25 protein-coding genes, 1 tRNA gene and 1 pseudogene are annotated in these 25,835 nt (G+C 59.1%); 11 read left to right on the top strand and 16 right to left on the bottom strand.

Annotated elements, in window-relative coordinates:
• Window positions 1-69 precede the first annotated feature (69 nt).
• From ABD112_RS00135 to ABD112_RS00115, 5 genes are read left to right on the top strand one after another with little or no spacing between them, the layout of a single operon-like run.
• Entirely contained in the window at window positions 70-870 is an 801-nt protein-coding gene (locus tag ABD112_RS00135) for a hypothetical protein (RefSeq protein WP_343922099.1), read from the top strand.
• Window positions 867-3,170 (top strand): SDR family oxidoreductase, encoded by a 2,304-nt coding sequence (locus ABD112_RS00130; protein ID WP_343922097.1) that lies wholly within the window; start codon window positions 867-869, stop codon window positions 3,168-3,170. Before ABD112_RS00135 ends, ABD112_RS00130 begins: the two co-directional genes overlap by 4 nt.
• Window positions 3,171-3,182: 12 nt before the next feature.
• The gene (locus ABD112_RS00125; RefSeq protein ID WP_343922095.1) at window positions 3,183-3,977 is read left to right on the top strand and encodes a ferritin family protein; all 795 of its coding nucleotides are present in this window, start codon (window positions 3,183-3,185) and stop codon (window positions 3,975-3,977) included.
• Window positions 3,978-4,034: 57 nt separating this feature from the next.
• Window positions 4,035-4,529 carry a cation:proton antiporter regulatory subunit gene (locus ABD112_RS00120; RefSeq protein WP_343922093.1) on the top strand — a complete coding sequence of 165 codons (495 nt, stop codon included), beginning with the start codon at window positions 4,035-4,037 and terminating at the stop codon, window positions 4,527-4,529.
• Window positions 4,530-4,538: 9 nt separating this feature from the next.
• Window positions 4,539-5,738, top strand: a complete 1,200-nt coding sequence (locus ABD112_RS00115; protein WP_343922091.1) for a cation:proton antiporter — start codon at window positions 4,539-4,541, stop codon at window positions 5,736-5,738.
• Window positions 5,739-5,817: 79 nt separating this feature from the next.
• Here the strand turns inward: ABD112_RS00115 and ABD112_RS00110 are convergent, their stop codons facing one another.
• Entirely contained in the window at window positions 5,818-7,134 is a 1,317-nt protein-coding gene (locus tag ABD112_RS00110; RefSeq protein ID WP_343922089.1) for a YjiH family protein, read from the bottom strand.
• 153 nt (window positions 7,135-7,287) lie between these two features.
• Between ABD112_RS00110 and ABD112_RS00105 the strand changes: the two genes are divergently transcribed.
• Window positions 7,288-8,079, top strand: a complete 792-nt coding sequence (locus ABD112_RS00105; protein ID WP_343922087.1) for an IclR family transcriptional regulator — start codon at window positions 7,288-7,290, stop codon at window positions 8,077-8,079.
• A 180-nt stretch (window positions 8,080-8,259) separates the two neighbouring features.
• Here ABD112_RS00105 and ABD112_RS00100 read toward each other — a convergent pair.
• A tRNA-Ala gene (locus ABD112_RS00100) sits at window positions 8,260-8,336 on the bottom strand.
• Window positions 8,337-8,361: 25 nt separating this feature from the next.
• Here ABD112_RS00100 and ABD112_RS00095 point away from each other — a divergent pair.
• The gene (locus tag ABD112_RS00095) at window positions 8,362-8,514 is read left to right on the top strand and encodes a hypothetical protein (RefSeq protein ID WP_343922085.1); all 153 of its coding nucleotides are present in this window, start codon (window positions 8,362-8,364) and stop codon (window positions 8,512-8,514) included.
• Here ABD112_RS00095 and ABD112_RS00090 read toward each other — a convergent pair.
• From ABD112_RS00090 to rplU, 12 genes are all read right to left on the bottom strand, one after another.
• Window positions 8,511-9,338 (bottom strand): MetQ/NlpA family ABC transporter substrate-binding protein, encoded by an 828-nt coding sequence (locus tag ABD112_RS00090; RefSeq protein WP_343922083.1) that lies wholly within the window; start codon window positions 9,336-9,338, stop codon window positions 8,511-8,513. The genes ABD112_RS00095 and ABD112_RS00090 overlap by 4 nt on opposite strands.
• Before the next feature lie 76 nt (window positions 9,339-9,414).
• On the bottom strand, window positions 9,415-10,116 hold the full coding sequence (locus ABD112_RS00085) for a methionine ABC transporter permease (protein WP_343922081.1): 702 nt from the start codon (window positions 10,114-10,116) through the stop codon (window positions 9,415-9,417).
• A complete protein-coding gene (locus tag ABD112_RS00080) occupies window positions 10,113-11,102 on the bottom strand; it encodes a methionine ABC transporter ATP-binding protein (protein ID WP_343922079.1) in 990 nt (329 codons plus the stop codon). Before ABD112_RS00080 ends, ABD112_RS00085 begins: the two co-directional genes overlap by 4 nt.
• A 133-nt stretch (window positions 11,103-11,235) precedes the next feature.
• Complete coding sequence (rsfS, locus tag ABD112_RS00075) at window positions 11,236-11,625, bottom strand: ribosome silencing factor (protein WP_343922077.1); 390 nt, start codon at window positions 11,623-11,625, stop codon at window positions 11,236-11,238.
• A 36-nt stretch (window positions 11,626-11,661) separates the two neighbouring features.
• A complete protein-coding gene (locus tag ABD112_RS00070; RefSeq protein ID WP_343922075.1) occupies window positions 11,662-13,329 on the bottom strand; it encodes a hypothetical protein in 1,668 nt (555 codons plus the stop codon).
• A complete protein-coding gene (gene nadD / locus ABD112_RS00065; RefSeq protein WP_343922073.1) occupies window positions 13,326-13,931 on the bottom strand; it encodes a nicotinate-nucleotide adenylyltransferase in 606 nt (201 codons plus the stop codon). The genes ABD112_RS00070 and nadD overlap by 4 nt, the downstream gene beginning before the upstream one ends.
• Window positions 13,932-13,940: 9 nt before the next feature.
• Entirely contained in the window at window positions 13,941-14,135 is a 195-nt protein-coding gene (locus ABD112_RS00060) for a hypothetical protein (protein ID WP_343922071.1), read from the bottom strand.
• A gap of 30 nt (window positions 14,136-14,165) precedes the next feature.
• Window positions 14,166-15,434, bottom strand: a complete 1,269-nt coding sequence (locus ABD112_RS00055) for a glutamate-5-semialdehyde dehydrogenase (protein ID WP_343922069.1) — start codon at window positions 15,432-15,434, stop codon at window positions 14,166-14,168.
• 39 nt (window positions 15,435-15,473) lie between these two features.
• Complete coding sequence (gene proB / locus ABD112_RS00050) at window positions 15,474-16,286, bottom strand: glutamate 5-kinase (protein WP_343922067.1); 813 nt, start codon at window positions 16,284-16,286, stop codon at window positions 15,474-15,476.
• Window positions 16,264-17,808 (bottom strand): GTPase ObgE, encoded by a 1,545-nt coding sequence (gene obgE, locus ABD112_RS00045; RefSeq protein ID WP_343922065.1) that lies wholly within the window; start codon window positions 17,806-17,808, stop codon window positions 16,264-16,266. Before obgE ends, proB begins: the two co-directional genes overlap by 23 nt.
• A gap of 133 nt (window positions 17,809-17,941) precedes the next feature.
• Window positions 17,942-18,193 carry a 50S ribosomal protein L27 gene (gene rpmA / locus ABD112_RS00040; RefSeq protein WP_219948239.1) on the bottom strand — a complete coding sequence of 84 codons (252 nt, stop codon included), beginning with the start codon at window positions 18,191-18,193 and terminating at the stop codon, window positions 17,942-17,944.
• Between the two features lie 28 nt (window positions 18,194-18,221).
• On the bottom strand, window positions 18,222-18,530 hold the full coding sequence (gene rplU, locus ABD112_RS00035; RefSeq protein WP_009772527.1) for a 50S ribosomal protein L21: 309 nt from the start codon (window positions 18,528-18,530) through the stop codon (window positions 18,222-18,224).
• 316 nt (window positions 18,531-18,846) lie between these two features.
• Between rplU and ABD112_RS00030 the strand changes: the two genes are divergently transcribed.
• Complete coding sequence (locus ABD112_RS00030; RefSeq protein ID WP_343922056.1) at window positions 18,847-19,116, top strand: DUF4031 domain-containing protein; 270 nt, start codon at window positions 18,847-18,849, stop codon at window positions 19,114-19,116.
• A gap of 41 nt (window positions 19,117-19,157) precedes the next feature.
• Here ABD112_RS00030 and ABD112_RS00025 read toward each other — a convergent pair whose 3' ends face one another.
• Window positions 19,158-20,579 (bottom strand): Ig-like domain-containing domain, encoded by a 1,422-nt coding sequence (locus tag ABD112_RS00025; RefSeq protein ID WP_343922054.1) that lies wholly within the window; start codon window positions 20,577-20,579, stop codon window positions 19,158-19,160.
• Between the two features lie 50 nt (window positions 20,580-20,629).
• Window positions 20,630-23,368: an Rne/Rng family ribonuclease gene (locus ABD112_RS00020; protein ID WP_343922052.1), complete on the bottom strand. Its 2,739-nt coding sequence runs from the start codon at window positions 23,366-23,368 to the stop codon at window positions 20,630-20,632.
• Window positions 23,369-23,792: 424 nt separating this feature from the next.
• Here ABD112_RS00020 and ABD112_RS00015 point away from each other — a divergent pair, with 424 nt between their 5' ends.
• The 3 genes and pseudogenes from ABD112_RS00015 to ABD112_RS00005 form a co-directional block, all read left to right on the top strand.
• On the top strand, window positions 23,793-24,845 hold the full coding sequence (locus ABD112_RS00015; protein ID WP_343922050.1) for an IS30 family transposase: 1,053 nt from the start codon (window positions 23,793-23,795) through the stop codon (window positions 24,843-24,845).
• Between the two features lie 32 nt (window positions 24,846-24,877).
• Window positions 24,878-25,477 (top strand): vitamin K epoxide reductase family protein, encoded by a 600-nt coding sequence (locus tag ABD112_RS00010; RefSeq protein WP_343922049.1) that lies wholly within the window; start codon window positions 24,878-24,880, stop codon window positions 25,475-25,477.
• Between the two features lie 181 nt (window positions 25,478-25,658).
• Window positions 25,659-25,835: pseudogene (locus tag ABD112_RS00005) on the top strand (IS5/IS1182 family transposase); the annotation flags it as partial.

The raw sequence follows: 25,835 nt of genomic DNA, 5'->3' as shown, positions 1-25,835 counted from the left end.
ACGTGAGCGACTCGCAACTAGAATCGGTGAAAGTCGCCACGCCCATTTTGCCTCGAGAGAAGGAAGAAGATGCCTAAGGATCTTGAGGTTGCTCTCGACGACATGTCAATTCCGGCGCCCAACTTCGATGTACGGGAATATGCCAACGAGGCTCAAGCGAGCTACCGCGACGACCTCAACCTTGAGGCCTATACGTCGGCTCCTCTCACGCCTGACTCTCTCCGTACTCTTCGCTATCTTCAGGTCGTCGAACGCGGCACAATGACTCACTTGCGCAGTGTGCTCGTTACTGCCACCCATAAGGATTCTCGCGCTACTGCCTTTCTTATTACGTGGGCGTTTGAAAAGTACTGGATCGCGGATGCTCTCGACCAGATCATTCGCGCCCACGATGGTGCGGATGCCGATCGCGCTCCCTTCCGCACTCCGGTTGAGCGCACTATCCGAGAGTCAATCGTGGCCAACATTGTTGGTCTGCCCATGATCGCGGTGCACATGACGTTGGGCACTGTCGATGAGTGGCTCATGCAGGCTGCCTATCGTCGCCTCATCGAACTCGACCCGAACCCTCAGCTCACAGATACCATCTCCCGCATCCTGTCGACAAAGACACGTCAACTCGAGTTTTTTGAGGCACAGTCGCGACACCGACTTTCTGAGTCAACCCGCGCCCAGAAGGTCACCCGCAAACGGCTCGCTAAAACTCCGTGGCCGATTGGTGCCCGCGCTGAACCCCGCACGAACACCGAGTTCTTCTTTGAGTACCTATTTCGCAGCCAGCCGTCCACCATCGCTGACATCGACGCACACATTGATTCCCTCGATGGCCAAAGCAACCTCAACCTCATGAAACGGGCCGCCACCTTATGACGACCATCAAAGCCCTCACGACAGAGCATGTCTTTCTCACGGGAGCCACCGGTTTCGTCGGTCAGGCAATTCTCGAGCGACTACTTTCGAGTCACCCCGGCACTCGAATTTCGATCCTGGTGCGCGGCAAAGGCTCGACCAGCGGCGAGGGGCGACTCGCCAACCTCATGCGCAAGCCGGTCTTCGCGCAGTGGATGGAATCCATCGGCAAGGAGAAAGCTCTCGACGAGGTTGCCCGTCGCGTCACCGTGATTGAAGGCAGCCTGACGGATGTCGGCACGCTGCCCGATGACATTGATGTCGTCATCCATGGTGCATCTACGGTCTCGTTTGATCCGCCTATCGATGAAGCTTTCGACACCAATGTTGGCGGAGCAACGGGCATCTACACGGCACTGTTGGAGAGCAAGTCTCGACCGCACGTTGTGCACATTTCTACCGCATATGTTGGCGGAATTCGCAAGGGAATCGTGCCAGAAGCATCGCTCGTACACAACGTCGATTGGCGCGCAGAGTATGAGGCTGCTCGCACGGCCCGCACTCGCGTTGAGTTCGAGTCCCGCCAGCCAGAGGCCCTTCGTGCGCAGCTGGATGCGGCGAAGGCTCGCCACGGTAAGGCCGGCCCGCAGGCTGTTGCCCAGTTCACTGAGGCGGCACGCGCTGAGTGGGTGCACGATCGACTTGTTGATTACGGCCGGATGCGCGCTGAGAGCCTAGGCTGGACAGACGTCTATACGCTCACCAAAGCGTTCGCCGAACGAGTTGCCGAGGAGCTCTGGGCTCAGGCCGGGCACCGACTCTCGGTGGTTCGCCCCTCGATTATCGAGAGCGCGCTGCACCACCCAATCCCGGGCTGGATCGACGGTTTCAAGGTCGCTGACCCGCTGATCCTCGCCTATGGCCGCGGTCAGCTGCCTGACTTCCCGGGCCTGCCCGACTCGATTCTCGATGTCATCCCGGTCGACTTTGTCGTGAATGCTGCTTTAGCTGCTGCTGCGACGAAGGCCGATCCGAAGGCGCCCAAGTATTACCACGTGAGTTCTGGGGCAAGCAATCCGCTGCCATTCCACCGCATGTATGAGAACGTCAACGCCTACTTCACGGCAAACCCGCTTCCCGCCGAAGATGGCGAGATCAGCGTTCCGTTGTGGCGTTTCCCTGGCGGCCAGCGTGTTGAGAAAGCGCTTGTGAAGCGCGAGCGTCAGGCGGCACGTGCGGAGCGAATGATCACGAAAATGCCGCCCACTCCTCAGACGCGTCGTTGGCTAGACGAGGTCAAGAGCGGCCAGCATCAGCTCGAGGTTTTGCGCGCATTCACTAATCTCTACCGCGCTTACGTGCAGACGGAGATCATCTTCGACGACCGGAACACTCGCGAGCTCTTGGCGTCGCTACCGAAGAAGACTCCGCAGAGCGCCCGTTTTGATGTCACCGAGATTAACTGGGAAAACTACTTTCAGCAGGTGCACTTTCCCGCCATCACGACTCTCACTCGAGCATTTGCGAACCGGCCCGCGGCCAAAGCTCGCACGGCAAAGAAGCTCCCGGAGCGCAGCGATGTTGTCGCTGTCTTCGACCTTGAGGGCACCGTTGTCGACTCGAACCTTGTGAAGCAGTATTTGCTGCTCTGGGGCGGAACTGTTCCCCGCGCCAGGGTTGTGCACGATCTTGCGAACTTCACGTTCTCGCTGCGCAAGTATTTGCGTGCTGAACGTCGTGACCGTGGCGAGTTCATCCGCACCTTCATGCGTCGCTATGAGGGGTTCAAGATTGTGGAGATCGAGCGGATGGTGCGCGGCAGTTTTGGTCGGGCCATGATGCGCCGGGTGATGCCGGATGCGCTGCGTCGCGTTCAGGAGCACCGTGACGCTGGGCACCGCACCATCTTGGTTACGGGCACGATCGATCTCATGGTGACGCCGTTCCTCCCCTACTTCGACGAAGTCGTTGCCGGGCGAATGCACGAGCGCGACGGTGTGCTCACTGGCTTCTTGGCTGATCCACCTCTAGTGGATGAAGCTCGGGCAGCGTGGTTACGTCACTACGCGGATCTGCACGGTTTCACTCTGACGGAGTCGTATGGTTATGGCGACAGTCACGCTGACCTGATGTGGTTGCAGCTCGTCGGCAACCCGAGCGCGGTCAACCCTGATGTGAACTTGTATAGGCACGCTCAAGAGAAGCGGTGGAACGTGCTCGATTGGAAGCGTCGCTCCCCTAGTACCCCCATCCCGAGACCTCGCGCCGCGACATCCGCACACCAGGAAGGAGAGGAACCGAACTCGACTCCGTCGAGCTAGTTCCCACACCTCATGGCCTTTGATATTGATCGCTACACCTCCACCTCTAAGAAGGTTCAGTGGGGTGACCTCGACTTCACCGAGTTTGAGCGCAACCCGCTGCCCGATTCAACTCTGCGCAGTCTTCGCTATATGGCCGACGTCGAGTACCACACGGTCTGCTACCTGCGGGATCTGCTCGTGACGCCCTCACACAAAGAGGTCGATGTGAGTGCGTTCATGACGATGTGGAACCGGGAAGAGTTCTGGCACGGCGAAGCCCTCTCGAAGGTTCTCGGTGCCCACAAAGTGACCCTTGATTACGACGAGCTCAAAGCGACCCGGTTGAAGCTCGGCTGGAAGGATCGTCTCGACCCGATCAAACAGTCGGTTCTCGGCAACGTGATCGGCAAAGACTTCATCGCCGTGCACATGATTTGGGGCGCCGCGAATGAATGGTCGGCCGTTGCTGCCTACAACCGTCTCGCGGACATGGAGAAGCATCCGGTGCTCTCAGAATTGCTTCGCCGCATCGCTAAGCAAGAAGCGCGCCATGTTGCGTTCTATGCCACTCAGGCTCGTGAGCGTTTAGCTAAGAGCAAGAAGGCACAGGTGCTTGCCCGTCTCGCATTGAAGGGCGCGTGGGGTCCCGTTGGTTCGAGCATCATGCCCGCTGAAGAGGTCTCTCACGTCATGGGGCATCTGTTCTCCGGAGAAGAAGGGTTGCGCGAAATTCGCAAGCTCGATGAGCACATTTCTCGCATGCCCGGGCTCGAGGGGCTCACCATTGTAGAGACCTCTATGAAAAAGTATGGAGTTGCTGCCTAAGAGGCGTAGGCTTCTCGCTGGACTATTGACCTCAACATGTATTGGTAAGTTGGAGACGTGGGCGTAAGAATCGAACGAATTGATCTACCTGGGTTTGGTGTTCGCAATGATGTGATCACTGATTCGGGATGCCGTGTCAGCGTGGTTTCGCTGCGTTCTGGTGAACGCGATCTTGCATTCTTTAATGCGGATGACCCGGACTCGAATGCTGCCTCGATCTCGCTGACTGATGACGAGGCTGCAGCGATCGCCGAGGTTCTCGGTTCTTCGCTGACGTTGAGCCGTCTGTCGGTTCTCGGCGAGAAAGCTGAAGGCCTCTACACCGAAGAAATCTCTCTTCCTAGTGGTTCCGGTTTCGTCGGACACCCCATGGGCGATATGAAAGCGCGCACCCTCACGAGCGCGTCAATCGTCGCGATCGCCCGCGGCAACGACGTTGTTCCCTCTCCTGGTCCTGAGGTCACGTTTGAGTCGGGCGACGTTATTGTCGCTGTGGGCACCCGCAAGGGTCTCGACGCACTCGGCAAGCTCATCAACCGCGGCCCCAGCTAGGGCTCGCGTATGCATGAGACGACGCAGCTGCTCATTGAGGTTGGCGCTCTCTTGCTTGTTCTCAGCTTGCTCGGCAGGGTTGCCGCACGCTTCGGGTTTTCGGCGATCCCGCTTTACCTGCTTGCCGGTCTTGCGGTGGGCGAAGGCGGCCTGCTTCCGTTTCAGGCCTCCGAAGAGTTCTTCGAGGTTGGTTCGCAGATTGGCGTAATTCTGCTGCTTGCGATGCTCGGGCTCGAGTATTCGGCTGAGGAGCTCGTCTCGAACCTGAAAACGTCCAAGGTGTCAGGAATTCTTGATGGTGTGTTCAATGCGCTGCCCGGTGCTCTCTTCGCCATTCTGTTGGGCTGGGAGCCCACCGCTGTTGTCGCGCTGGCCGGCGTCACCTGGGTGTCGTCGTCTGGCGTAATCGCCAAAGTCGTTCGTGACCTAGGCCGCCTCGGTAACCGTGAAACACCTACCGTACTCTCCATCATCGTGATGGAGGACCTCGCTATGGCGTTCTATCTACCGGTGCTTTCCGCACTCGTCATCGGTGCAGGGCTGCTGCAGGGCGCATTCACGGTGGCAATCGCCGTCGCGGTGGTGCTGCTCATTCTCTATGTCGCGCTGCGTCACGGCCGCTTCTTGTCACGGCTGCTTCCCGACAAGAACGCCGAAGCGTTGCTACTCGGTGTTGTAGGGCTAACAATGCTCGTTGCTGGCTTAGCAGAGCGTGTGAGCGTCTCTGCGGCCGTCGGAGCCTTCCTGGTAGGCATTGCTATCTCTGGGCCTGTCGCCCACCAATCAGCTCAGCTCATTACTCCGCTACGCGACCTTTTCGCCGCAGTCTTCTTCGTCTTCTTCGGGATCTCGACAGCCCCGGCAAACATCATTCCTGTGCTGCTTCCCGCCTTCGCACTCGCCATCGTCACTATCGCCACGAAGACGCTCTCGGGCTACCTGGCAGCGAAGCGAGCCGGGATCGCAGTGGCCGGCCGTTGGCGCGCCGGTCTAGTACTTACGCCTCGAGGAGAGTTCTCGATCGTCATCGCGGGCCTAGCAGTCGGTGCCGGAATCGAGCCCATGCTCGCGCCGCTAGCAACTGCCTACGTGCTCATCACGATCATCGCTGGGCCGATCCTCGCGCGCATCCCCGACTCCAAATGGTTCAAGGCGCGGGTGCGCAAGGCCGGAGTGGTGCCGCCCACGACACCTTTCTCTACGGCGTAGCTAGCCACGATGTGAGCTACGGCCTGGCGAGGGTGCCTCAGTCCACCCCTCGCCTCCCACGCGCACCGCGCGCCACGCCTCAGAACAGCAAGAACGCGATCGGAGTCACAATGACCAAGGTCAGCACCACGCGCTGGAACCAAATCACCACGAGCTTCCACACCGGAATCGGGATGTCCGTGGCCATGATGCACGGCACCAGTGCCGAGAAGAAGATGATTCCGGAGACCGACACAACACCGATAACAAACTTCACGACCGGCACTGACCCCGCCACAAGTAGCGCTGGCAGGAACATCTCGGCCACGCCCACGGCGCTGGCCTTGGCCACGAGCATCGGTTCGGGAAGCTGCAGCGCCCAGGTGAAGGGATAGAACACGTAGGCAAGCCAGTCGAACACGGGCGTGTAGCTGGCGAGTACAAGCCCGAGCAGCCCGATAGACAGGATAGAAGGCAGGATCGCCATCGCCATCAGCACACCGTCGCGCACGTTTCGCCACACGTTGATGCCAAGCGAGGGCGCCGCCGCGACCGCTTCCTGAGCCTGCAACCAGGCCACCGACAGCCGCTTGCCGGTGAGGACCTCTTCGGGCTGTGGAGTCGCGTCCGGGTGGTACGTATCGGGGATACTGTTTAGGGGCCAGATGCGCACCGTGAGGGCCGTGACTAGGAAGGTCACGAGGAACGTCACCCAAAAGTAGGCTGTCCACTGACCCATCAGGTCAAGGGTCTTGGCCACGATGACCATGAACGTGGCCGAGACCGTGGAGAATCCGGTGGCGATGATCGCCGACTCCCGAGCGGTGTATTTGCCGTCCTTGAAGGCCCGGTTCGTGATGAGCAGCCCGAGCGAGTAGCTGCCTACAAACGAGGCGACCGCGTCGATGGCTGAGCGCCCCGGAGTTCTCCAAATAGGGCGCATCACCCGCTGCACAAGCACGCCGATGAATTCCAGCAGGCCGTAACTCACCATCAACGCCAAGAACACGGCGCCGATTGGCACAAGTAGCCCAACTGGAATCACTAGCTTCTCGAAAAGGAACGGGCCCATGTCCGGTTCGAACAGCCAGGCCGGGCCGACCTGGAACACCATCATGACTCCCACCACCATGCCCACGACCTTGAACAGCGAGAACACCGTACCGATGACGGACGTCTTCCAATTCCCCGTCACAAAGGGATACACAGCGCCAGCCACAATGATCGCGAGGGCGTAATACGGCAATACCGAGCCGATGGTCACTTGCAAGAACGTGACGATGTGGTCGAGCATAATCGTGCTCTTGCCGCCGATGGTCAGCGGAACGAAAAACATAAACGCCCCAATGCCACTGTAGACGAACAGTCTCCATATCCCGCGGGTTCGGGTTCTCGGGGCATCGGTGGTCACTGTCATCGTCGTCTCCTGACGCCTTCGTCGGTAAGGGTTATGTTTGCCACCCAGAATTTTCTGCGTACACCCATTGAACTGTGGACGGACAGCGGGGACAATGTAAGCACGTCAGATACAGTCTCAAATATGAGATTCTGCCCGGGAAGCAGGACACCCATGAACGACACCACCGACAGTTCGCTGCGCCCCCTGCGTATCCTGAGCTACCTCGCCACCCAAGCGAACCCGGTCCCGGCCGCACAGATCACCCGGGCCATCGGCTCGCCGCGCTCCTCGACGTTCCGTCTCTTGCGGGGGATGCAATCGCTCGGCTATGTCACCCACCTACCCGAGTTCAAGACTTACGCCCTTGGCATTGCGGCGCTGGAAATCGGCCAAGCATTCGGCATCCAAGTGCCGCTGGCCCGATTCGGCCACCCCGTGCTCGATCGCCTGGTCGCCACCCTCGGCGAGTCTGCCCACCTCGCAGTGCTACACGGCCATGAGACGCTGTACATTCACGAGCAGACAGCGCGTTCCCGCGCCCCTCTCGTCACTGCCAAGGACGTTCGTCTTCCTACGCACCTCACGGCCTCCGGCAGAATGATCCTCTCTGGCCTCGGGCGCGACCAGTTGCAGGCCCTGTTTCCGCCCACTTATGCCTTCATCCAACGCACCGGCAAGGGGCCGCGCAACCACGCCGAGTTCCTGCACCAGATTGACGCAGTGCGCCGACAAGGTTTCGCCCGCGAGTTCGGCGAGGTGACAGATGGCCTCGCCTCCATTGCTAAGCCGGTGCGGGACCGTAGTGGCCGCATTGTTGCGGCCGTCGCCGTCACCCACGCGTACGGTATTCAGGCCGCCGCCACTTTGTCAGGCCGGACACAAGTGCCACTGCAGGACTCAATCCTCGACGCGCTCGAGCATGCTGCTCGCGAGTTGAGCCGCCGGCTCGGTTGGAACCCGTAACTAAGAGCGATGCGGCTGCGGTCAGGGCACAATCCGCAATCCTGGGCAGGTCAAAGACTCAACCAAGCCTTCAGCAGTCCCAACTAATCCTCGACACCACCACGGACTACCAACCCCAAAACCAAGGAAACCGCTGAACCCTAGGGGTTCAACGGTTTCCTATGTCCTGAGACAGGACAATGGTGGATCCAAGGGGATTCGAACCCCTGACCCCCTGCATGCCATGCAGGTGCGCTACCGGGCTGCGCCATGGACCCATTTGTTTTATTTTCGTTACCGAAAATGCAACTTCTCAAGATTACTACACACGCGGCCCAACCAAAACCATTCGTGGTACTGGCGAGCAAAAATTATGGGGCGGCCGACATCCGATTGGATGCTGACCGCCCCACAGACAAGCAGAAACTTGCAAAGTTGGCTAACCGTTTCGACTAAGAAACGGGGATGACGAGTCCGTTGTAGAAGTCGTTGATGTACGCCTTCGTCTCGTCGGAGGTCAACAGTTCATACAGCTTGAGCACGCGAGGGTCGCTCTTGAGCTCATCGCGCGTGACGAGGGTGTTGTAGTACGAGCTCGTAGTGGGCTCGGTAACCAGCTGCAGGTCACCCGTGAGACCAGCTGCTCCTGCGTAGTTGAAGTTCACGATTGCCGCATCTTGGTCATCGAGGGCCGACGGCAAGCTTGCTGCATCGATCTCGATGAAGTTGAAGTTGCTCGGATTGGCAGTGATGTCAGCGACCGTCGACGGTGCTTCTGTCGTCTCGATCAGTCCGGCATCCGCGAGCAACAGAAGCGCACGGCCCTCGTTGCTGGCATCGTTCGGCAGCGCAATTTTTGCGCCATCCTTGAGGTCAGCGAGCTCATCAACCGTCTTGGAGTAGAGAGCCAGCGGCGGGAGGTACACCTGGCCAACAACGTAAAGGTTGTCGCCCGTGTTCTCGTTGTAGAGATCCAAGAATGGTGCGTGCTGGAAGAGGTTTACGTCGAGGCTGCCCTCGCTGAGCGCCGGGTTCGGCGTTGTGTAGTCGGTGAACTCAACGACCTCTAGCTCGAGACCGGCCGCTTCGGCCTGTCCGCTGTCGATAACGAACTGAACGATCTCGCCAGCAGGCGTTGCCGTGGCACCAACAGTGAGCGAACCAAGCGTGCCATCAGTAGGCGCGGATTCCTCGGCGGGAGCCGAGCACCCGGCCAAGGTCAGAGCGAGCACGCCAGCGGCGGCCACAGTGGAGAGTGAGAAGAATTTGGAGCGTGACATGACATTCCTTAATCGAGAAAACAAACAGTGGTAAGAGAAAACAGAAAAACTACACAGGGGTAAGCCGCCGACAGCGTCAGCGGTGAGACATTCGGTTGGCCAGGCGAGCGCCGACCACCTGAACGATCTGCACAATCGCGACCAGCACGATGATTACCGCAACAATGTGGATGACGCTGTAGCGCTGGTGACCATAACGAATAGCAACATCGCCAAGACCTCCACCACCGATCGCGCCCACAATTGCCGAGTAGTTCACAATCGACACCACTGTCGTTGTAAATCCACGGATGAGGCCAGGAACTGCCTCAGGCACAATCACTTTAGAAACTAACTGCCAACGAGTCGCCCCGAGCGAGTGTCCCGCCTCGACGAGTCCCTCGTTGACTTCGCGCAGCGAGATCTCAACGATGCGTGCGTAGAACGGAATCGCAGCGACCGTCAACGGCACGATCGCGGCCGTCACGCCGAATGCCGAACCCAGCAGCAGCCGGGTGAACGGGATCAGCGCAATCATCAGGATGATGAACGGGATCGAACGCCCCAGGTTCACCACCGCCTGAAGCAGCGCGTTGATGATGCGGCCAGCCACCAGGCTGCCGAACGGACGCTCGAGAATGCCGCCACGGTCAGTGATCACCAAGAGGGTGCCCGCCGCGAGCCCAACGATGAGCGTGATGAGCATCGTGACGCCCACCTGATAGAGGGTCTCCCCTGTTGCCTTCAGGAGCGTTTCAAAAAGCTGCGGCCAGAAGCCGGGAGCGTTGGAATCAATCATCGTCCGCTCCTCACAATCTCAACAACGAGGCCCTGGGCGCGCAGATCGTCGATCGCGGCGGTGTGTGCATCAATCGGCCCCGGAAGTTCAAGACGGGTACGCCCTGAGTGCGCGCCGCCAATCGTCTCCATAGCAGCACCGATTAGACCGACATCGATCTGGTGCGTGCGAGCCAGCTGAGCGACCACAGGACGCCCTGATGACAAACCAACGAAGGTCACGTCGATAACGGTGGAGTTGCCCTCCGGCAGGTCACCAAGCGGGAACAGGCCACGAGCAAGCTGCGAGCCAGGCTGGGCGAGCAAATCAACCAAACGACCCTGCTCAAGAATGCGGCCACCACTCATGAGCGCTGCAGAATCGCAGATGCTCTTGACGACATCCATCTCATGAGTGATCAGCAAAATGGTGAGACCGAGCTCTTTGTTGAGGCTGCGAAGCAACTGAAGGATCGAGTCTGTGGTTTCGGGGTCGAGCGCGCTCGTCGCTTCATCGCTCAAGAGCACCCTAGGGCGCGATGCCAAGGCGCGGGCGATGCCGACACGCTGCTTTTGGCCACCAGAAAGCTGAGCAGGATACTGCTGCGCTTTGTGCTCAAGGCCCACAAGTTCAAGAATCTCGTTGGTGCGGCTGGTGCGTTCGCGCCGACTCACGCCCACGACTTCAAGGGCCAGTTCAACGTTGCCGCGCACGGTGCGGCTATCGAGCAGATTGAACTGCTGAAAAACCATTCCGATTTCGCGTCGCGCCTGCAGGAGATCACGGTCACTCAGAGCGGTCAATTCGCGGTCTGCGACAGTGACGGTGCCGGAGTCTGGCCGTTCAAGAAGATTGACCGAACGGATGAGCGTGCTCTTGCCTGCACCACTCTGGCCGATCACGCCGAAGATTTCGCCGCGCTGCACAGCGAGACTCACATCATCGAGCGCGCGAACTGTGTTCGCTGCGGCACCAAAAGTCTTGGTGACGGAAGAAAGCGTAATCATGAAACCCCAGAAATCGAAGGCGATTCGTATCGAACCACCGCGGGGTCTAACTGCCCGGCTAGATCAAGAAAACCAGCACACTGAGACGCAGACAAATTGGGTTACGAAGTGTGAAGCAAACTAACGGAACTTACTAAACAGACTCTGCTTCGGGAGAAGTAGGACCGGTGATCTCGATCGGAATTACGGGGCAATCGCTCCACAAACGCTCGAGAGAGTAGTAGAGGCGATCTTCCTCGTGGAAGATGTGCGCAACAACATGACCGAAGTCGAGAAGGATCCAGCGACCCTCAGCACGGCCCTCGCGACGCAGCGGCTTCGAACCAGCTTCGATCATCTTCTCTTCGATTTCAGACGCGATCGACTGAACGTTGCGCTCGTTGCGACCCGTCGCGAGAAAGAAGATGTCTGTGTAGGGTGTGGGACCGGTGACATCCAGTGCGACCATATCCGTCGCCTGCTTGGCGTCGGCGGCATGCGCGACGATGGAAAGTAGCTCGTTAGCACGAGGAGAAGCAGTCACAGGATCCTTAATCGGAGAGAGAGCAAAGAGTTAAATCTACAACATGTTGAAGGCGAACGCCGCCACGAGAAGGCCAGCGACGACTACAGCCATCGACGCTGCCGAAATCATCAGCACAGTCAGCGCACGAGTGCCCTTCGGCTTCTGCGTCTGCGTCACTGCCTGATTGGAGAATGTGCTTACCGCTTTGACAGCGCGCACGGGTGCTGAATCAGTCGACACCATGTCGCTGTCATTGAGATCAAGCAGCGAATCGATGTCTGCGTGATCGAATCGGTCAGAAACACCGCTCGCGGAGAGCGTGCTTGGCAGGTCGATCGAGCCGGTGAGCACTGCTTCACCGCTCGCGTTCAACGGACCGCGGATGTCGGTTGCAAACGGGATGGCCGGCAGGACAAGAGCGCTGGTTGCACTTGTTCCGCTACCAATCGTTCTCGAGACGACCGAGTCATTCGGCTCGTCTTCTACCGCAGCCTGTCGCGACCAGTGGCCAGAAGGTACAAGCTTCACAGCTGACGAATCAATGGTTATCGCCGGGGTCGGCGCTGCCTTCGGCGGGGCAGGAATACTGTCGACGGCGGGAAGTTCACCATCGAGTCGCTTTCGCGCCTGCTCGTCGAACTCTGCACGCGCATCGCTGAGGTTGGTTTGCGCTGAAGCAACGGTCGTCGCAGGCTCGTCGGCAGCGGTCTCGTCAACGGCAGGCTTGGCCGGAGTCGCGGACCCAAATCCAAGAAGACCGGCGATTGTTGACCGCGCATTCGACCGCGGAGTCTCTACTGGCTGCGAGTCGTCTACTGTTTCCGGCGTCCTCTCCGCAGCGGACGGTGCAGGCGCAGCCGACAACTGCGCGGCCGATGGGGCCCTGAGTGAGCTACCAGAGTTGAGTTCGGCTGTCGACCTGTCGGACCCTGCATCACGCCGCGGGTCGAATAGTGGTGATCGTGGTGAATCGGTGATGCCCGAATCCTTTGCGGAACCATCAGCGTTTGCCAGCAACGATTCGAAGGCGCTGAGTGCGTCCCCAGACGGCGCATTAACCGCCGCCGCTTCAGGAACCACCGCGAGCGGATCAATGAGTGCTGGCGGTTCGATGTATGCCGGAATCTGCGGATCAACTGTCAGAGCGACCCTGTTTAAAGCGTGTTCTTCTGCCCGCTTGGGCGCGTCAGGCGCATCGAGGGCCTCCCCAGCGAGCTCTGCTTCTTGACGTGCACGGAGTTCGCGAAGTTCACGACGCGACAGAGTGCGTTCGCGAGAATTCGACTCGTGCGCTTCAGACGAAGTTGGAGGGGCTGATGGGAGTTCGTCGGACTCGCCAGCGGCACGAGTCGATACCGGAGCGGCTGCCGGTGGAGACGACGGCGGCGCGAACGACGAGTTCTGGGTCTGGGGCGAAGGTGGCGGCGCTGTACGGTACGCGGCATCTGTCGACGGCCGAGACTCTTTAGGCGCAGGGGGCGACGCAGAAGCTACGGGCGTTTGCGGCGCAGCGTCTGGCAGCTCGGGCGCTGAAGCCGCAGGGGCGCCAGTTGTCTCGACGCTCGTGTCTGTCTGAGTTTCTTCGACGAGGCTCTCTTGCGCTTCTTGCGCAGGGAAAGTTGTGAAGCCCTCTGCTGTGGGCTGCTCGTCGGAGGCTCGTTCGCGCTCACTCTGACGTGCCGCGCGGCGCGACTGCGGCGGCGGATCGTGAAAAGTGGTCATGGCATACTCCGATACAAGTGGTGCTTGGCGATGTATTGAACGACACCATCCGGAACCAAATACCAGACCGGGAAGCCCTGGCTGACTCTGGTTCGGCAATCGGTGGATGAGATCGCAAGCGCCGGCACTTCTAACGAGCTTACGCCTTGCGTAGGCAATCCGCTAATAGTTAAGGGGTGTCCTGGCCGTGAAACTGCTATGAAATGGGCAAGAGTCCAGACCTCTGAAACGTCTTTCCATTCCATGATTTGGGCCATAGCATCCGCACCGGTGATGAAGAAAAGATCAGCATCCGGATAGGCCTTACGCATGTCGCGCAGAGTGTCGATCGTGTAGGTAGAGCCTTCACGTTCCAAGTCGACGCGGCTCACGTTAAAGCCAGGGTTGGCAGCGGTGGCGATCACCGTCATGAGATATCGGTGTTCTCCGGCGGTGACGGTTGATTTCATCCACGGCTTGCCCGTAGGAACGAACACGACCTCATCGAGGTCGAACTGTTGTTGGGCCTCGCTTGCAGCAACAAGGTGGCCATTATGGATGGGGTCAAAGGTGCCACCCATGATACCGATGCGCGCACGCCTCTGCGACGTCTCGGCCGACATTATGCGACCTTAGTGGCCTGCGCCGTGAGCGTCGCCAGCCTTTGCGGGCTTAGCAACGTGGCGGTTAGCGACGTCGCGAAAGCTCCAGGTGACAAAGCCGAGAGTCGTGAACACGACTGCGGCGATGAGCGGAAAAGCGATCGCGGGCAGGATCAGCGGTGCGAGCTCTTCGCCCGACGCAAGTACATTCAGAAAAATAGACATCAAATCTCCATTCACAAAACCTAGAACAGTCTAGCCGCGCACCTGACCGCTACCGCGCACAACCCACTTGGTGCTGGTAAGTTCCGGCAAACCCATAGGTCCGCGAGCATGAAGCTTCTGGGTAGAGATACCGACTTCGGCCCCAAACCCGAACTCCGCGCCATCCGTAAACCGCGTTGAGGCGTTCACCATCACCACTGCTGAATCAACCTCGGCGAGAAAACGGTCTGCGTTGGCAAGATCGTTGGTGATGATCGATTCGGTGTGCTTTGTGGAATAAGTAGTGATGTGGTCGATCGCCGCGTCGAGGTCGGCCACCACGCGCACTGCGATATCCAAACTCAAGTGTTCAATTGACCACGCATCATCGCCAGCCACCTGGGCCTCAGGGAACAACTCGCGTGTGCGTTCGTCAGCGTGAATCGTCACCCCCGCGCTTGCAAGCCGCGCAAGCACGCTAGGAATGAGTCGTTCTGCCGCTGCCTCGTGCACGAGCAGTGTCTCAAGCGCGTTGCACACGCTGGGCCGCTGCACTTTGGCGTTGTGCACAATCTCGATCGCCGTGCTCTTGTCGGCAGATTCGTCGAGAAACACATGCACAATTCCGGCACCGGTCTCGATCACGGGAACAGTAGATTCTTGAACGACGGTCTGGATGAGCTGAGCACTCCCCCGAGGAATCAGGACATCAACGAATCCACGAGCCTGCATCAGCGCCTTCGCCCCCTCGCGGCCGAACTCATCGATCGTTTGAACGGCGGTCGGTTCGACGCCAACACTCTGCAGCGCGGTTTGAATAATATCGACGAGTACGCGGTTCGAGTCTTCGGCAGCTGACCCGCCCCGAAGCACGACAGCGTTTCCACTCTTGAGCGCCAATGCAGCAATGTCGATTGTCACGTTCGGCCGAGCTTCGTAAATGGCGCCGATCACGCCAAATGGCACGCGAACTTGCGACACGGAGAGACCGTTGGGAAGCACTGAGCCCCGAACGACAGTGCCGACGGGGTCAGCAAGCTCGATGATGTCGAGCACTGCAGCTGAGAGCTGCTCGATGCGAGTATGCGTCAAACGCAGCCGGTCTTGGAGACCCTCGGCCATACCGCTGCTCTTACCACGCTCAAGGTCGAGCGCGTTGGCCGCAATGATCCGCTCGGCGTTCGCCTCAACATCTCGAGCAATAGCGGCCAGTGCCGCGTTCTTCTGCACCGTAGTGAGGGTGGTGAGCGTGCGAGAGGCCGCGCACGCTGCCTCAAACTTCTCGGTAATCGTGTGCTCGACTACAGCTGAATCAACCATATTCAGAGTGTAGCCGCGGCAAACACGCGCTATCGACACTTAGTCGACTGTGGCATCGGCCTCAAACCAGGTGCCGATGGATGCGCCACCCAACGCTGCAGCAACACGGCTCGTCTCGGCCAAGAGAACAGGGATCCCTGCCGCCGCGGCGTGCTTCGCTGCCGCGACTTTTGTACCCGCACCTCCAGTGCCAACACCCGCAGCGCCGATATCGCCGAAGGTCACCCCGATGAGGTCATCGTCGAACGCTACGAAGTCAATACGTTCGGCATCCGGCTCAGAGGGTGGTTTCGTGTACAGCGCATCGATGTCAGAGAGCAAAACGAGCACGTCGGCCCGAACGAGCACCGAAACGAGGGCCGCCAAACGGTCGTTGTCGCCGAAGCGGATCTCATGAGTCGCCACAGTGTCGTTCTCGTTTACGATGGGCAAGATTTTCAACCCCAGCAGCCGTTCCATGGCGCGCTGAGCATTGCTGTGATGCGTCGGGTTGTCCATATCGCCTGCGGTCAGCAGAATCTGGGCAGCGACGACCCCATAGCGATCAAAGCTCTCTTGATAGCGATAGATGAGCACGTTTTGACCAACAGCGGCTGCTGCCTGCTGTGTCGCGAGGTCAGTGGGACGACCATCGAGCTTGAGGAACGGAATGCCGGTTGCAATGGCACCGGAAGACACCAGGATCACTTCTGAACCTGCTGCGTGCGCAGCTGCTAACGCATCGACGAGAGCGCCGATTTGGCCCACGTTGGCACCGCTGACCGATGACGACCCAACTTTGACAACGATGCGGCGCGCACGAGGAATCTCGGCGCGCGCGGCGGGCTTGCTAGTCACGATTCTCCGACTCATCGTCTTTCTCAACGGCGAAACCTTCATCGTCAACCCAAACGCCAGCTTCGCGCTCCGACTGAAGCTCGGCACGCGCGGCGGCCTTGGCATCCATGCGCTCGAGATAATTCTTGCGACGGCTGCGGTTAGTCGCACGCTCGTTGTCATCAAGGCGGGGGTCGGTTCCTCGCGGAGCCGCAACCAGCTCGGCTGCTGACGAGAGTGTGGGCTCCCAGTCGAAGACAACACCTCCGCCTGCACCAATGATTACGGTAGATCCGGGAACGGCGCCCGACTTGAACAGGTCGTCCTCGACCCCAAGTCGAGCCAAACGGTCTGCCAGGTAGCCGACAGCCTCTTCGTTCGCAAAGTCTGTTTGCGCAACCCAACGCTCTGGCTTGTCGCCAACAACGCGGTAGACGTTGCCGTAGGTTCCACCCTCAACCTTGACGACGAAGTCCTTCGCGTTCACTGCACGAGGGCGCAGAACGATTCGTTCCTTGATTGGTTCGGAATTGCGTGCTTCGCGATCAGCTACGACAATCGCCGCTAGAGCGAAGGAAAGCTCTCGAAGGCCTGCGTGCGTCACAGCAGATACTTCGAACACGCGGTAGCCGCGCTCTTCCAATTCAGCCTTGACGAGATCAGCCAAGTCACTGCCATCACTGACATCGACCTTATTGAGGGCAACGAGCTGTTCGCGTTCAAGCAGTGGTTTCTGGCCCTCAGGAACTGGGTAGGCTGCCAATTCGCCGAGAATCACATCAAGGTCACTGATTGGGTCGCGTCCCGGCTCCAAGGTGGCGCAGTCGAGAACGTGCAGCAGTGCTGTACAGCGCTCAACGTGACGCAAGAATTCGAGCCCGAGGCCCTTACCCTCGCTCGCGCCCTCGATCAGTCCGGGAACATCAGCAATCGTGTAACGCACATCGCCAGACTCAACGACACCCAAGTTCGGGTGCAGAGTGGTGAAGGGGTAGTCAGCGATTTTCGGTTTTGCGGCGCTCATTGCTGCGATCAAGCTCGACTTGCCCGCAGATGGGTACCCGACCAGCGCCACATCGGCCACGGTCTTGAGCTCGAGGAAGATGTCGCCCTCAAACCCGGGCGTACCGAGTAGAGCAAAACCGGGAGCCTTGCGTTTCGTGGATGACAGAGCCGCGTTACCGAGGCCGCCCTGGCCACCTGGGCCAACGACCAAACGCATGCCCGGAGCATCCATATCGATCAGTACTTCGCCAGCTTGATCGCGGACGAGCGTACCAACCGGAACAGAAAGCAGCATTTCAGCGCCCGCCGTGCCTGCTTTGTGATCGCCCTGACCGGGCTGACCGTGCTGGGATTTGCGGTGCGGTGAACGGTGGAAGTTCAGAAGCGTAGTGACCTGCGGGTCGCTGAAAAGCACGATGTTGCCACCGTCGCCACCATTACCGCCGTCGGGGCCTGCAAGGGGCTTGAACTTTTCGCGCTTGACCGAAACACAACCGTTTCCGCCGTGTCCTGCTACGAGATGCAAGGTCACCTGGTCGACGAACGATGCCATGATGGTTCCTCCTATTCTCGTGAGACACGGGTAAAGCTGTTGCTGTGTTAAATGTTGCTGTGTTAAATGGCGAGAGCGAGCCGAAGCTCGCTCTTCGCTGTAACGTTCACCTGCGAACAGGCAAGCGGGGAAACTAAACGGTGACGATGTTGACGACCTTGCGGCCGCCCTTTGCACCGAACTGTACTGCGCCTGCTGAGAGAGCGAACAGTGTGTCGTCTCCTCCACGGCCGACGTTGACGCCGGGGTGGAAGTGGGTGCCGCGCTGGCGAACGATGATCTCGCCGGCGAGAACTTCTTGACCGCCGAAGCGCTTTACGCCGAGGCGCTGCGCATTGGAGTCACGACCGTTTCGGGTGGAGCTTGCGCCCTTTTTGTGTGCCATTTTCCTGGAAGTCCTTTACGCTCGTCAGCTACTTGATGCTGGTGATCTTGATGCGGGTCAGTTCTTGACGGTGACCCTGGCGAACCTTGTAACCGGTCTTGTTCTTGAACTTCTGGATAACGATCTTTGGACCGCGCTCATCGTTCAGAACCTCGGCAACGACCTTGATCTTCTCAAGCGCCTTGGCGTCGTGAGTGATCTTGTCGCCATCAACGAACAGAACTGGAGCGAGCTCAACATTGCCGTTCTTGTCGGCTGCGATGCGGTCGAGAACGACAATCGTGCCGACCTCTACCTTCTCCTGCCGCCCACCGGCGCGCACAACTGCGTAAACCACTTTTGACCCTTACTTAACAATTAATAGCTAGAACTACTGAAGCTTGTGGCGAATTCTGCGGGCGAAGCCCAGCACACACCAAGGATCAACGATACTCGACGTGGGCACTCCCGGTCAAACGACACGCTTCTGCTGCTTCCGACTGAATCAATCATTAGTGACGACTCGGCGAAAATGAGAACGTGCACACCGGACATTGATCACGATCTCAACGATCGCAACCACGGTTCAAGTGCAGCGACAACCATAGTACGCCGCAGACTGGTGCCCGGTCAAAAGCTCAACGTTACGATCTGCCCTCAATTAGGCTCAGGCCATGACTGTGTTGATCGACCAAGCGATGTGGCCCGCCCACGACACTGTGTGGGCTCACATTGTGAGCGACACGTCACTGGCGGAATTGCACGCCTTTGCCGAGCTCGCGGGCATCCCGCGGCGCGGCTTCGACCTCGACCACTACGACGTCCCTGCCCGCATGTGGGAGCAACTCGTCGCCCTCGGCGCGGAACCAGTGGGAGTGCGAGAGTTCGTGCGCCGGCTTGAGGCCAGCGGACTGCGCGTGCCGCAGCGCGATCGCAACAAGTAGCGTCCTGCGGTCGAGACCTCGTTATGTAGTCGCCAGCTCTGCTAGCGCCACACTGCCCCGAAACCGTCGACGTTCTGCGTGACCTCGCCACTGGCAATATCAACCACATAAGTTGTGACGCTGCGGGGGCGCGGATTCATCACATACTCGTCAGAGTCGAGTGCAGACACGTTGGGCTGGACTTCGACGGCCACCAGTTGCCCATTGGGCGACACCTGAAAGTCGAGGATCGCCCCCTTGTCGTCGACCGTTTGGTGCAGAATGCGCGAGACTTCGCCATTGTCATAGGCGAGCAGACTGCTGAAAGTGTTACCGGCCTCCCCCACCAGCACCATCTTGGCCACCAATGTGCCTGCAGCTCCCGCATCGGTGTGTCCGAGAAAGGGCTGTTTGCCATCTATCGGTGACGCGTTCAATTCCCGCTCAGCACCGTCGGTCAACGCAATCGCAGCGCTCCCGTGTGAATCGCTGACGACCACGTGGCTGCCATCCGCTGAAACCCGATCGAACTCAAAGTATTGACCGAGTGGCTCTACGTTGCCAGTCGACGAGTCGACCCGCACGAGAGTGCCGTCGGCAGTGAGCGCCACTATGTTCAGAGTTCCCGGAATGAACTGCCACCCCGTCACCCGCATCGGCGCGCCATCGAGGCCCGTCACCGCAATGGCATCGCGACCGCGATCAAAATCAATCGTGTACAGGGTGTGCCAGACGGTGGCAATCGGTCCAATATCGTCACTCGAGATTGTGAACCCCAGGGTTGCGCCCGAACGCGAAGCATCAAGATTGACGACTTCCCCTGCCTCAGGCAGCACCACCTTCTCAGCAATCCCCGTCTGAGGGTTGACTAGCCACAGTGTCCCCTGACGGTCCGCAGAAGCCGTAGTGACGGCCAGCAGATCGCCAAACGGCATGAACTCCTGGATACCCTCGCCCGCGAACAACACGGAGCGTTCAGAGCCACCTAGCTCGGCACGAACAATCTCGTCCGCTGACTCTCCACGGTCGAGCAGGTAGAGCTTAGGGCCACCCGTGGTGAAGGAATAGCTAATCGTCGACGCCGAGGCCCCTGACACGCTCTCAACACCGTTGACCGTAACCGTGTACGCAGTGTTGTAGTCCAGCGGTTCTTCGAATGTCACCGAGATCAGATCGGCTTCGCTCGCGACGCTCACTGCCGCAGACGGTTCTACCGTTACTGCCCCAGACTCGATGCCCGAGACTGACTGACTGAGAATCAGACGCAGAGTTTGATCAGACGAGTCTGTGACGGCATCCGTGTCGAGTTCGGCGCTCAATAGCCTGGGACCCTGTAGGTATCCCAGCGCCAAAATCACGCCGCCGAGCGCCAGCAGTACTCCCACGACCCAGACAAACGCCACACCGGGCAATCGGGCGCTAGAACGGGAATTTTTACGGCCGCGGCGTCGAAAAATTTGGCCCGCAGGCTCAGCGTGACTCACATGCCAATCCTATAAAGTCTCGACCCAGAAAGGGCCGAGACTTTCAGGATCTACTTGTCGTCGCTCGGCGCCACGGTAACGGTCTTACCCTGACTGCTGGCACGACGTGAACCACGCGACCGTCCTTGACCCGGCTGCTTGGGCTCTGGAAGAGATTCGAGAACCGAACCCAAAATCTGCTCGGCATCGTGCGTGCTGATCTTCGGCGCAACTTGCGAATTTTTCGACTCCGGCAAATCGAGAATGGCAACTGCAGCTACTGCAGCGGCCTCAACAACATCGCTAGCCTGAGTCGGCGACTTCTGGGTTGCCGAGTTCTGAGTCGACTTCTGGCTCTTTGCCTCGGTCTTGGAAGCATCCGACTTCTGTGACGAACCAACGTTGCGTGACGATCCGGAGTTGCTCGAGGAGCCCGATTTGCTCGAGGATCCTGACTTCTGGTCTGTCGATGGCGCTTCGGCGACCGCCGCTGGATCTTCTGCGCCGTGCTCTGCAGTGGCCGCAACTGTGCTGGCCGCTACGCGGGCAAGAGCGTTGCGAACGTCTTCGGTGATCGCGTGAGTTCCGTTGCCGCTGCCATTGCCGCCGCCATTGTTCGAACCGCCATTGGCAGACTTCGTGGCACCGTTCGACTGCTGGTTCTGCGAACCACCATTGCCACTGGAGCCGGAATTGTTTCCGCCTGAGTTGCCCCCACCGTTGTTGCCGCTTCCACCGCGATTGCGGCCACGACGACCACTGCCAGCCTGCTCGTTCTGAGTCGGCTGTTGGCGGTGCTTAGTGACGGGATCGTGGTGCACAACTACGCCACGGCCAGCACAGACTTCACAATTTTCGCTGAAGGTCTCGAGCAAGCCGAGCCCCAACTTCTTGCGAGTCATCTGCACGAGGCCAAGCGAAGTAACTTCGGCAACCTGGTGCTTAGTGCGGTCACGGCTCAAGCACTCAACGAGACGACGCAACACGAGGTCACGGTTCGACTCAAGAACCATGTCGATAAAGTCGATGACGATGATTCCACCAATATCGCGCAGCCGCAGCTGACGAACGATTTCTTCAGCAGCTTCAACGTTGTTCTTGGTGACGGTCTCTTCAAGGTTTCCACCCGAGCCAACAAACTTGCCAGTGTTGACATCGACAACCGTCATGGCCTCGGTGCGGTCGATAACGAGCGAACCACCAGACGGCAGCCAGACCTTGCGGTCGAGAGCCTTCTCGATCTGCTCAGAGACGCGGTACTCCTCGAACGAGTCGACAGCGCTCTCATGCGTTTGAAGCCTGTCGAGCAAATCGGGTGCGACCGAACGAACGTAGCCCTCGATCGTCTTGCGAGCATCGTCGCCCTCGATGACGAGCTTGTGGAAGTCTTCGTTGAAGACGTCGCGGATGATCTTGATCAGAAGATCGGGCTCAGAGTGAAGCAGAGCGGGAGCCTGAGCTTTTTCAACCTGTGAGCTGATATCAGCCCACTGGTTCGTCAGTCGGCTCACGTCGAGCGTGAGCTGCTCTTCGGTTGCGCCCTCAGCGGCCGTGCGCACAATGACGCCAACGTTCTCCGGAAGAACACCCTTGAGGATCTTCTTCAAACGTGACCGCTCGGTGTCAGGGAGCTTGCGGCTAATGCCACTCATCGAACCGTTCGGCACGTAGACGAGGTAGCGACCGGGAAGCGAAACCTGGCTCGTGAGTCGAGCACCCTTGTGCCCGACAGGGTCTTTGGTGACCTGAACGAGCACGCGGTCGCCTGGCTTGAGCGCGAGCTCAATGCGGCGTGCCTGCGGCTTGCCATCAGCAGAGTTCTCTGCTGCGGCATCCCAGTCAACTTCACCGGAATAGAGCACGGCATTGCGGCCACGCCCGATGTCGACGAACGCTGCTTCCATGCTGGGCAAAACGTTCTGCACCCGACCGAGGTACACGTTGCCGATGAGGCTCGCATCCTGGGCCTTGGCAACGTAGTGCTCGACCAAAACGCCGTCTTCAAGAACAGCAATCTGGATGCGGTCAAACTTTGAGCGGACCACCATGACGCGGTCGACGCTTTCGCGACGCGCGAGAAACTCGCTCTCGGTCACAACGGGACGGCGACGACCAGCATCGCGGCCATCGCGGCGGCGCTGCTTCTTAGCCTCGAGACGCGTAGAACCTTTGACCTTCGTCGGCTCGTTGCTGGGCTCCGGCTGCTTGCGAGGCTGGCGGACACGAACAACGGTGTTGGGAGACTCATCGCCGGGGCGAGCTTCTTCACCCGAGCGACGGCGTGAACGGCGGCGGACATTGCCTGCCTCGTCGTGATCACCATTGTCATCGTTGCGAGTGTCTGCGTTTGACTTATTGTCATTGCGCGAACGAGGTGCGCGAGCCGGAAGCTCTGGCAGGTCTGGTGCTTGGAAGAGCAAGGACGTCGTAGACGGAGGGGTAGCCGCAGTCGCCTTCTTGGCCTTCGGTGATTTCTCGGTCGAAGCGCCGTCGGCAGTTTTCTCTGCTGACGATGATGCGCTCTTGCGCGATCGTGAGCGCGTCGGTGCAGTCTTCTGTCCCTGCGCGGTGCCAGAAGCCGTGGGTGCTGCGGCGGGCTCGGCTTTCTCGGTCGCTGCGGTCGTTGCTGCTGACTCTGCTGACGCAGGAGCGCCCGCTGCCGTGCGCTGTGCTGCAGCTGCAGCCGCAGGAGCTTCCACCGGCGGCGTCTGCGCCACTGGCTTCACTGCTGCTTTGGAAGCAGGAAGAATGCGGCCAAAAAGGCCCTTCTTCTTCGGAACTGCTTTCGAATTATCGCTTTCATTCACCATTGCTGGTGTACTCCTTGCCCTAATAGGCGACCGCGCCACCTACCGGGTACTCTCTCGTGCGCTATTCCCCCGCCAAACCTATGGCTGGGGAACCGCTACTAATTCTTCAGGTCCTGCAACGGGCTCGTGGCTCGCGCTGCAGTTGTGCCCTGTCACGACACTGTGCCCTGTCACGACACTTCGGAACTGGCTATCCGACTCGCGCAACAAGCGTTGCGTAACTGGTCCGGTCGCTATGCCCGGTAAGCCTTCTTGGTGTTATCCCGAGCGCGGCTCGGAGTAACTACATTTCATTATCGCACGCATTCTCATAATGTGAGCCTGACCCGGGTTCTAGTCGGAAGTGCAACACCTTCTAAGTTGTGGTTATTGAGATCACTCCGAGAAGGGTTGCACTTCCTTGACCGCACAATACCGACATTTGATGTTGGACGACCGTATCGAGATTGCCAGGCTCCGTGATCGGGGCATCAGTAAGGCGGAGATCGCTCGCCAGCTTGGGGTTCACCGGTCCACGATCACCCGAGAGGTGGACCGAGGCTCGTGGCAACCAGAACACGATCACGCGAACCTGCGCCCGTACCTGCGCAACAGGCTCGATACTCGTGGCCCACATGAACGTCTTTACCTCGGGGCTCAGGCCCAATTCCAGTCAGACACGCGCGTGGCCCGTTCGCATCAGCCCTACCGGATGGGCTACGACCAGCTGGTGGATTGGGTGATCTCTGCGTTGCGTCGTGGGTGGACGCCCCAGGAGATCGCGGGCCGTTTACCCTCCGAGTTCCCTGACGATCCACGGATGCGAGTCAGTGCAGAGACGGTGTATTCGTGGATCTATTCGCCAGCACAATCACACCGTCAACTTCGACAATATTTGACCCGTGGGCACCGCAAACGCAGGAAACGACAGGGCAGACGAGTGCATTCCGAGCGGATCAAGTGGCGCACCTCGATCCATGACCGTCCCGCCGTGATCGAGAATCGTCATGAGTTCGGGCATTGGGAAGCTGACAGCGTCCTCGGGCTGCGTGGCACCGGTGGCCTACACACCAACGTGGAACGCCGATCCCGGAAACTCTTCGCGATCAAGATCGAATCGATCACCGCGCAAGCCACCCTCGATGCGCAACTAACAATCTTCACCTCCATTCCAGCCCACGCTGGAAGATCGGTGACCGCCGACAACGGCAGCGAGTTCGCGTACCACTACAAACTCGCTGACACCCTCGCGATCCCGACGTATTTCGCTGACCCATATTCGGCTTACCAGCGAGGCACGAACGAGCACTTCAACGGTCGTATCCGCCGCTACCTCCCCAAGGGCACCAGCTTCTCTGACCTCACCCAGACAGAACTCGACGAATACATCACCGAGATCAACAACCGGCCCCGCAAAATCCTCGGCTGGGCAACCCCCGCCGAAATCTTCCAGGAACTATCATCGAAGGAAACCACACCGTGTTGCACTTCGAACTAGAACCCGGGTGACGCGCATGCGATAATCCCAGCATGACTGCATCCGGGGTTCGAAACAGGCCCATAGCCCTCGCCATATTTCTGATCGTCACTGGCCTCGTAGGGCTCTGGGCTTCATTCCAGCTCATGGTAGAGAAGATCCACACTCTCGAGAACCCTGGTGACGCGCTGAGTTGCGATTTCAGCATCATTGTTCAGTGCGCCAAGAACTTAGACTCAGCACAAGGCGCAGTGTTTGGCTTTCCGAACCCCATCATTGGCCTCGTCGGGTTCATGGCCCCCGTCGTCGTTGGTGCCGCAATCCTCGCTGGTGCCCGATTCAATAGCTGGTTCTGGGTCACATTCAACATTGGCATCGCTGGTGCATTCGCGTTGGTTCTGTGGCTCGCCTACCAAAGCATCTTCAACCTCTTCACGCTGTGCCCCTGGTGCATGGTCGTCTGGTCAGTGACCATTCCGATGTTCTGGGCCGTCACCCTGCGCAACCTTAAAGTTGGCGCAATTCCTGCACCACGCTCGCTCCGCAAAGCGGCTTCTGCTGCCTATAGCTGGGTGCCGGTCATCGCGCTGGTCGGCTACATCATCATCGCGGTCATCGCGCAGGTGCGTCTTGACGTACTTAGTTACCTATAAACACGAGCTGCCTGTGGAACGTCTTCCGCACCGAAAGGTGTATGCAGCGTCGCGAGGTGTTTGCCGCTCCGACACAACAAAAACGGCGAGAGCTAGGAGACCGCTGATTAATTTGGTGGTCGATTTGGCGTTTTAAGGCGCGCCTTCCCAGTATTTTCGGGGGCTGATTAAGACTTAATTCATGCAGGGTCGTGATGATGGTCAACGTCAGCTTTTGGATGTCGAGTCGATGGCTGGGCATATGCTTCCGGTCGGTTCGGTGTTCAAGTTCCTCGCCGATCATCGGCACGAGTTGTTCCCCGATGACGAATTTGAGGACTTGTTCCCGTCCGGTCGGGGGCGCCCGTCGACCCCGGCG

Origin of the sequence: Rhodoglobus aureus (assembly GCF_039527955.1) — a bacterium.
Classification (GTDB): domain Bacteria; phylum Actinomycetota; class Actinomycetes; order Actinomycetales; family Microbacteriaceae; genus Rhodoglobus; species Rhodoglobus aureus.
This window is presented reverse-complemented; position numbering and strand designations above follow the sequence as displayed.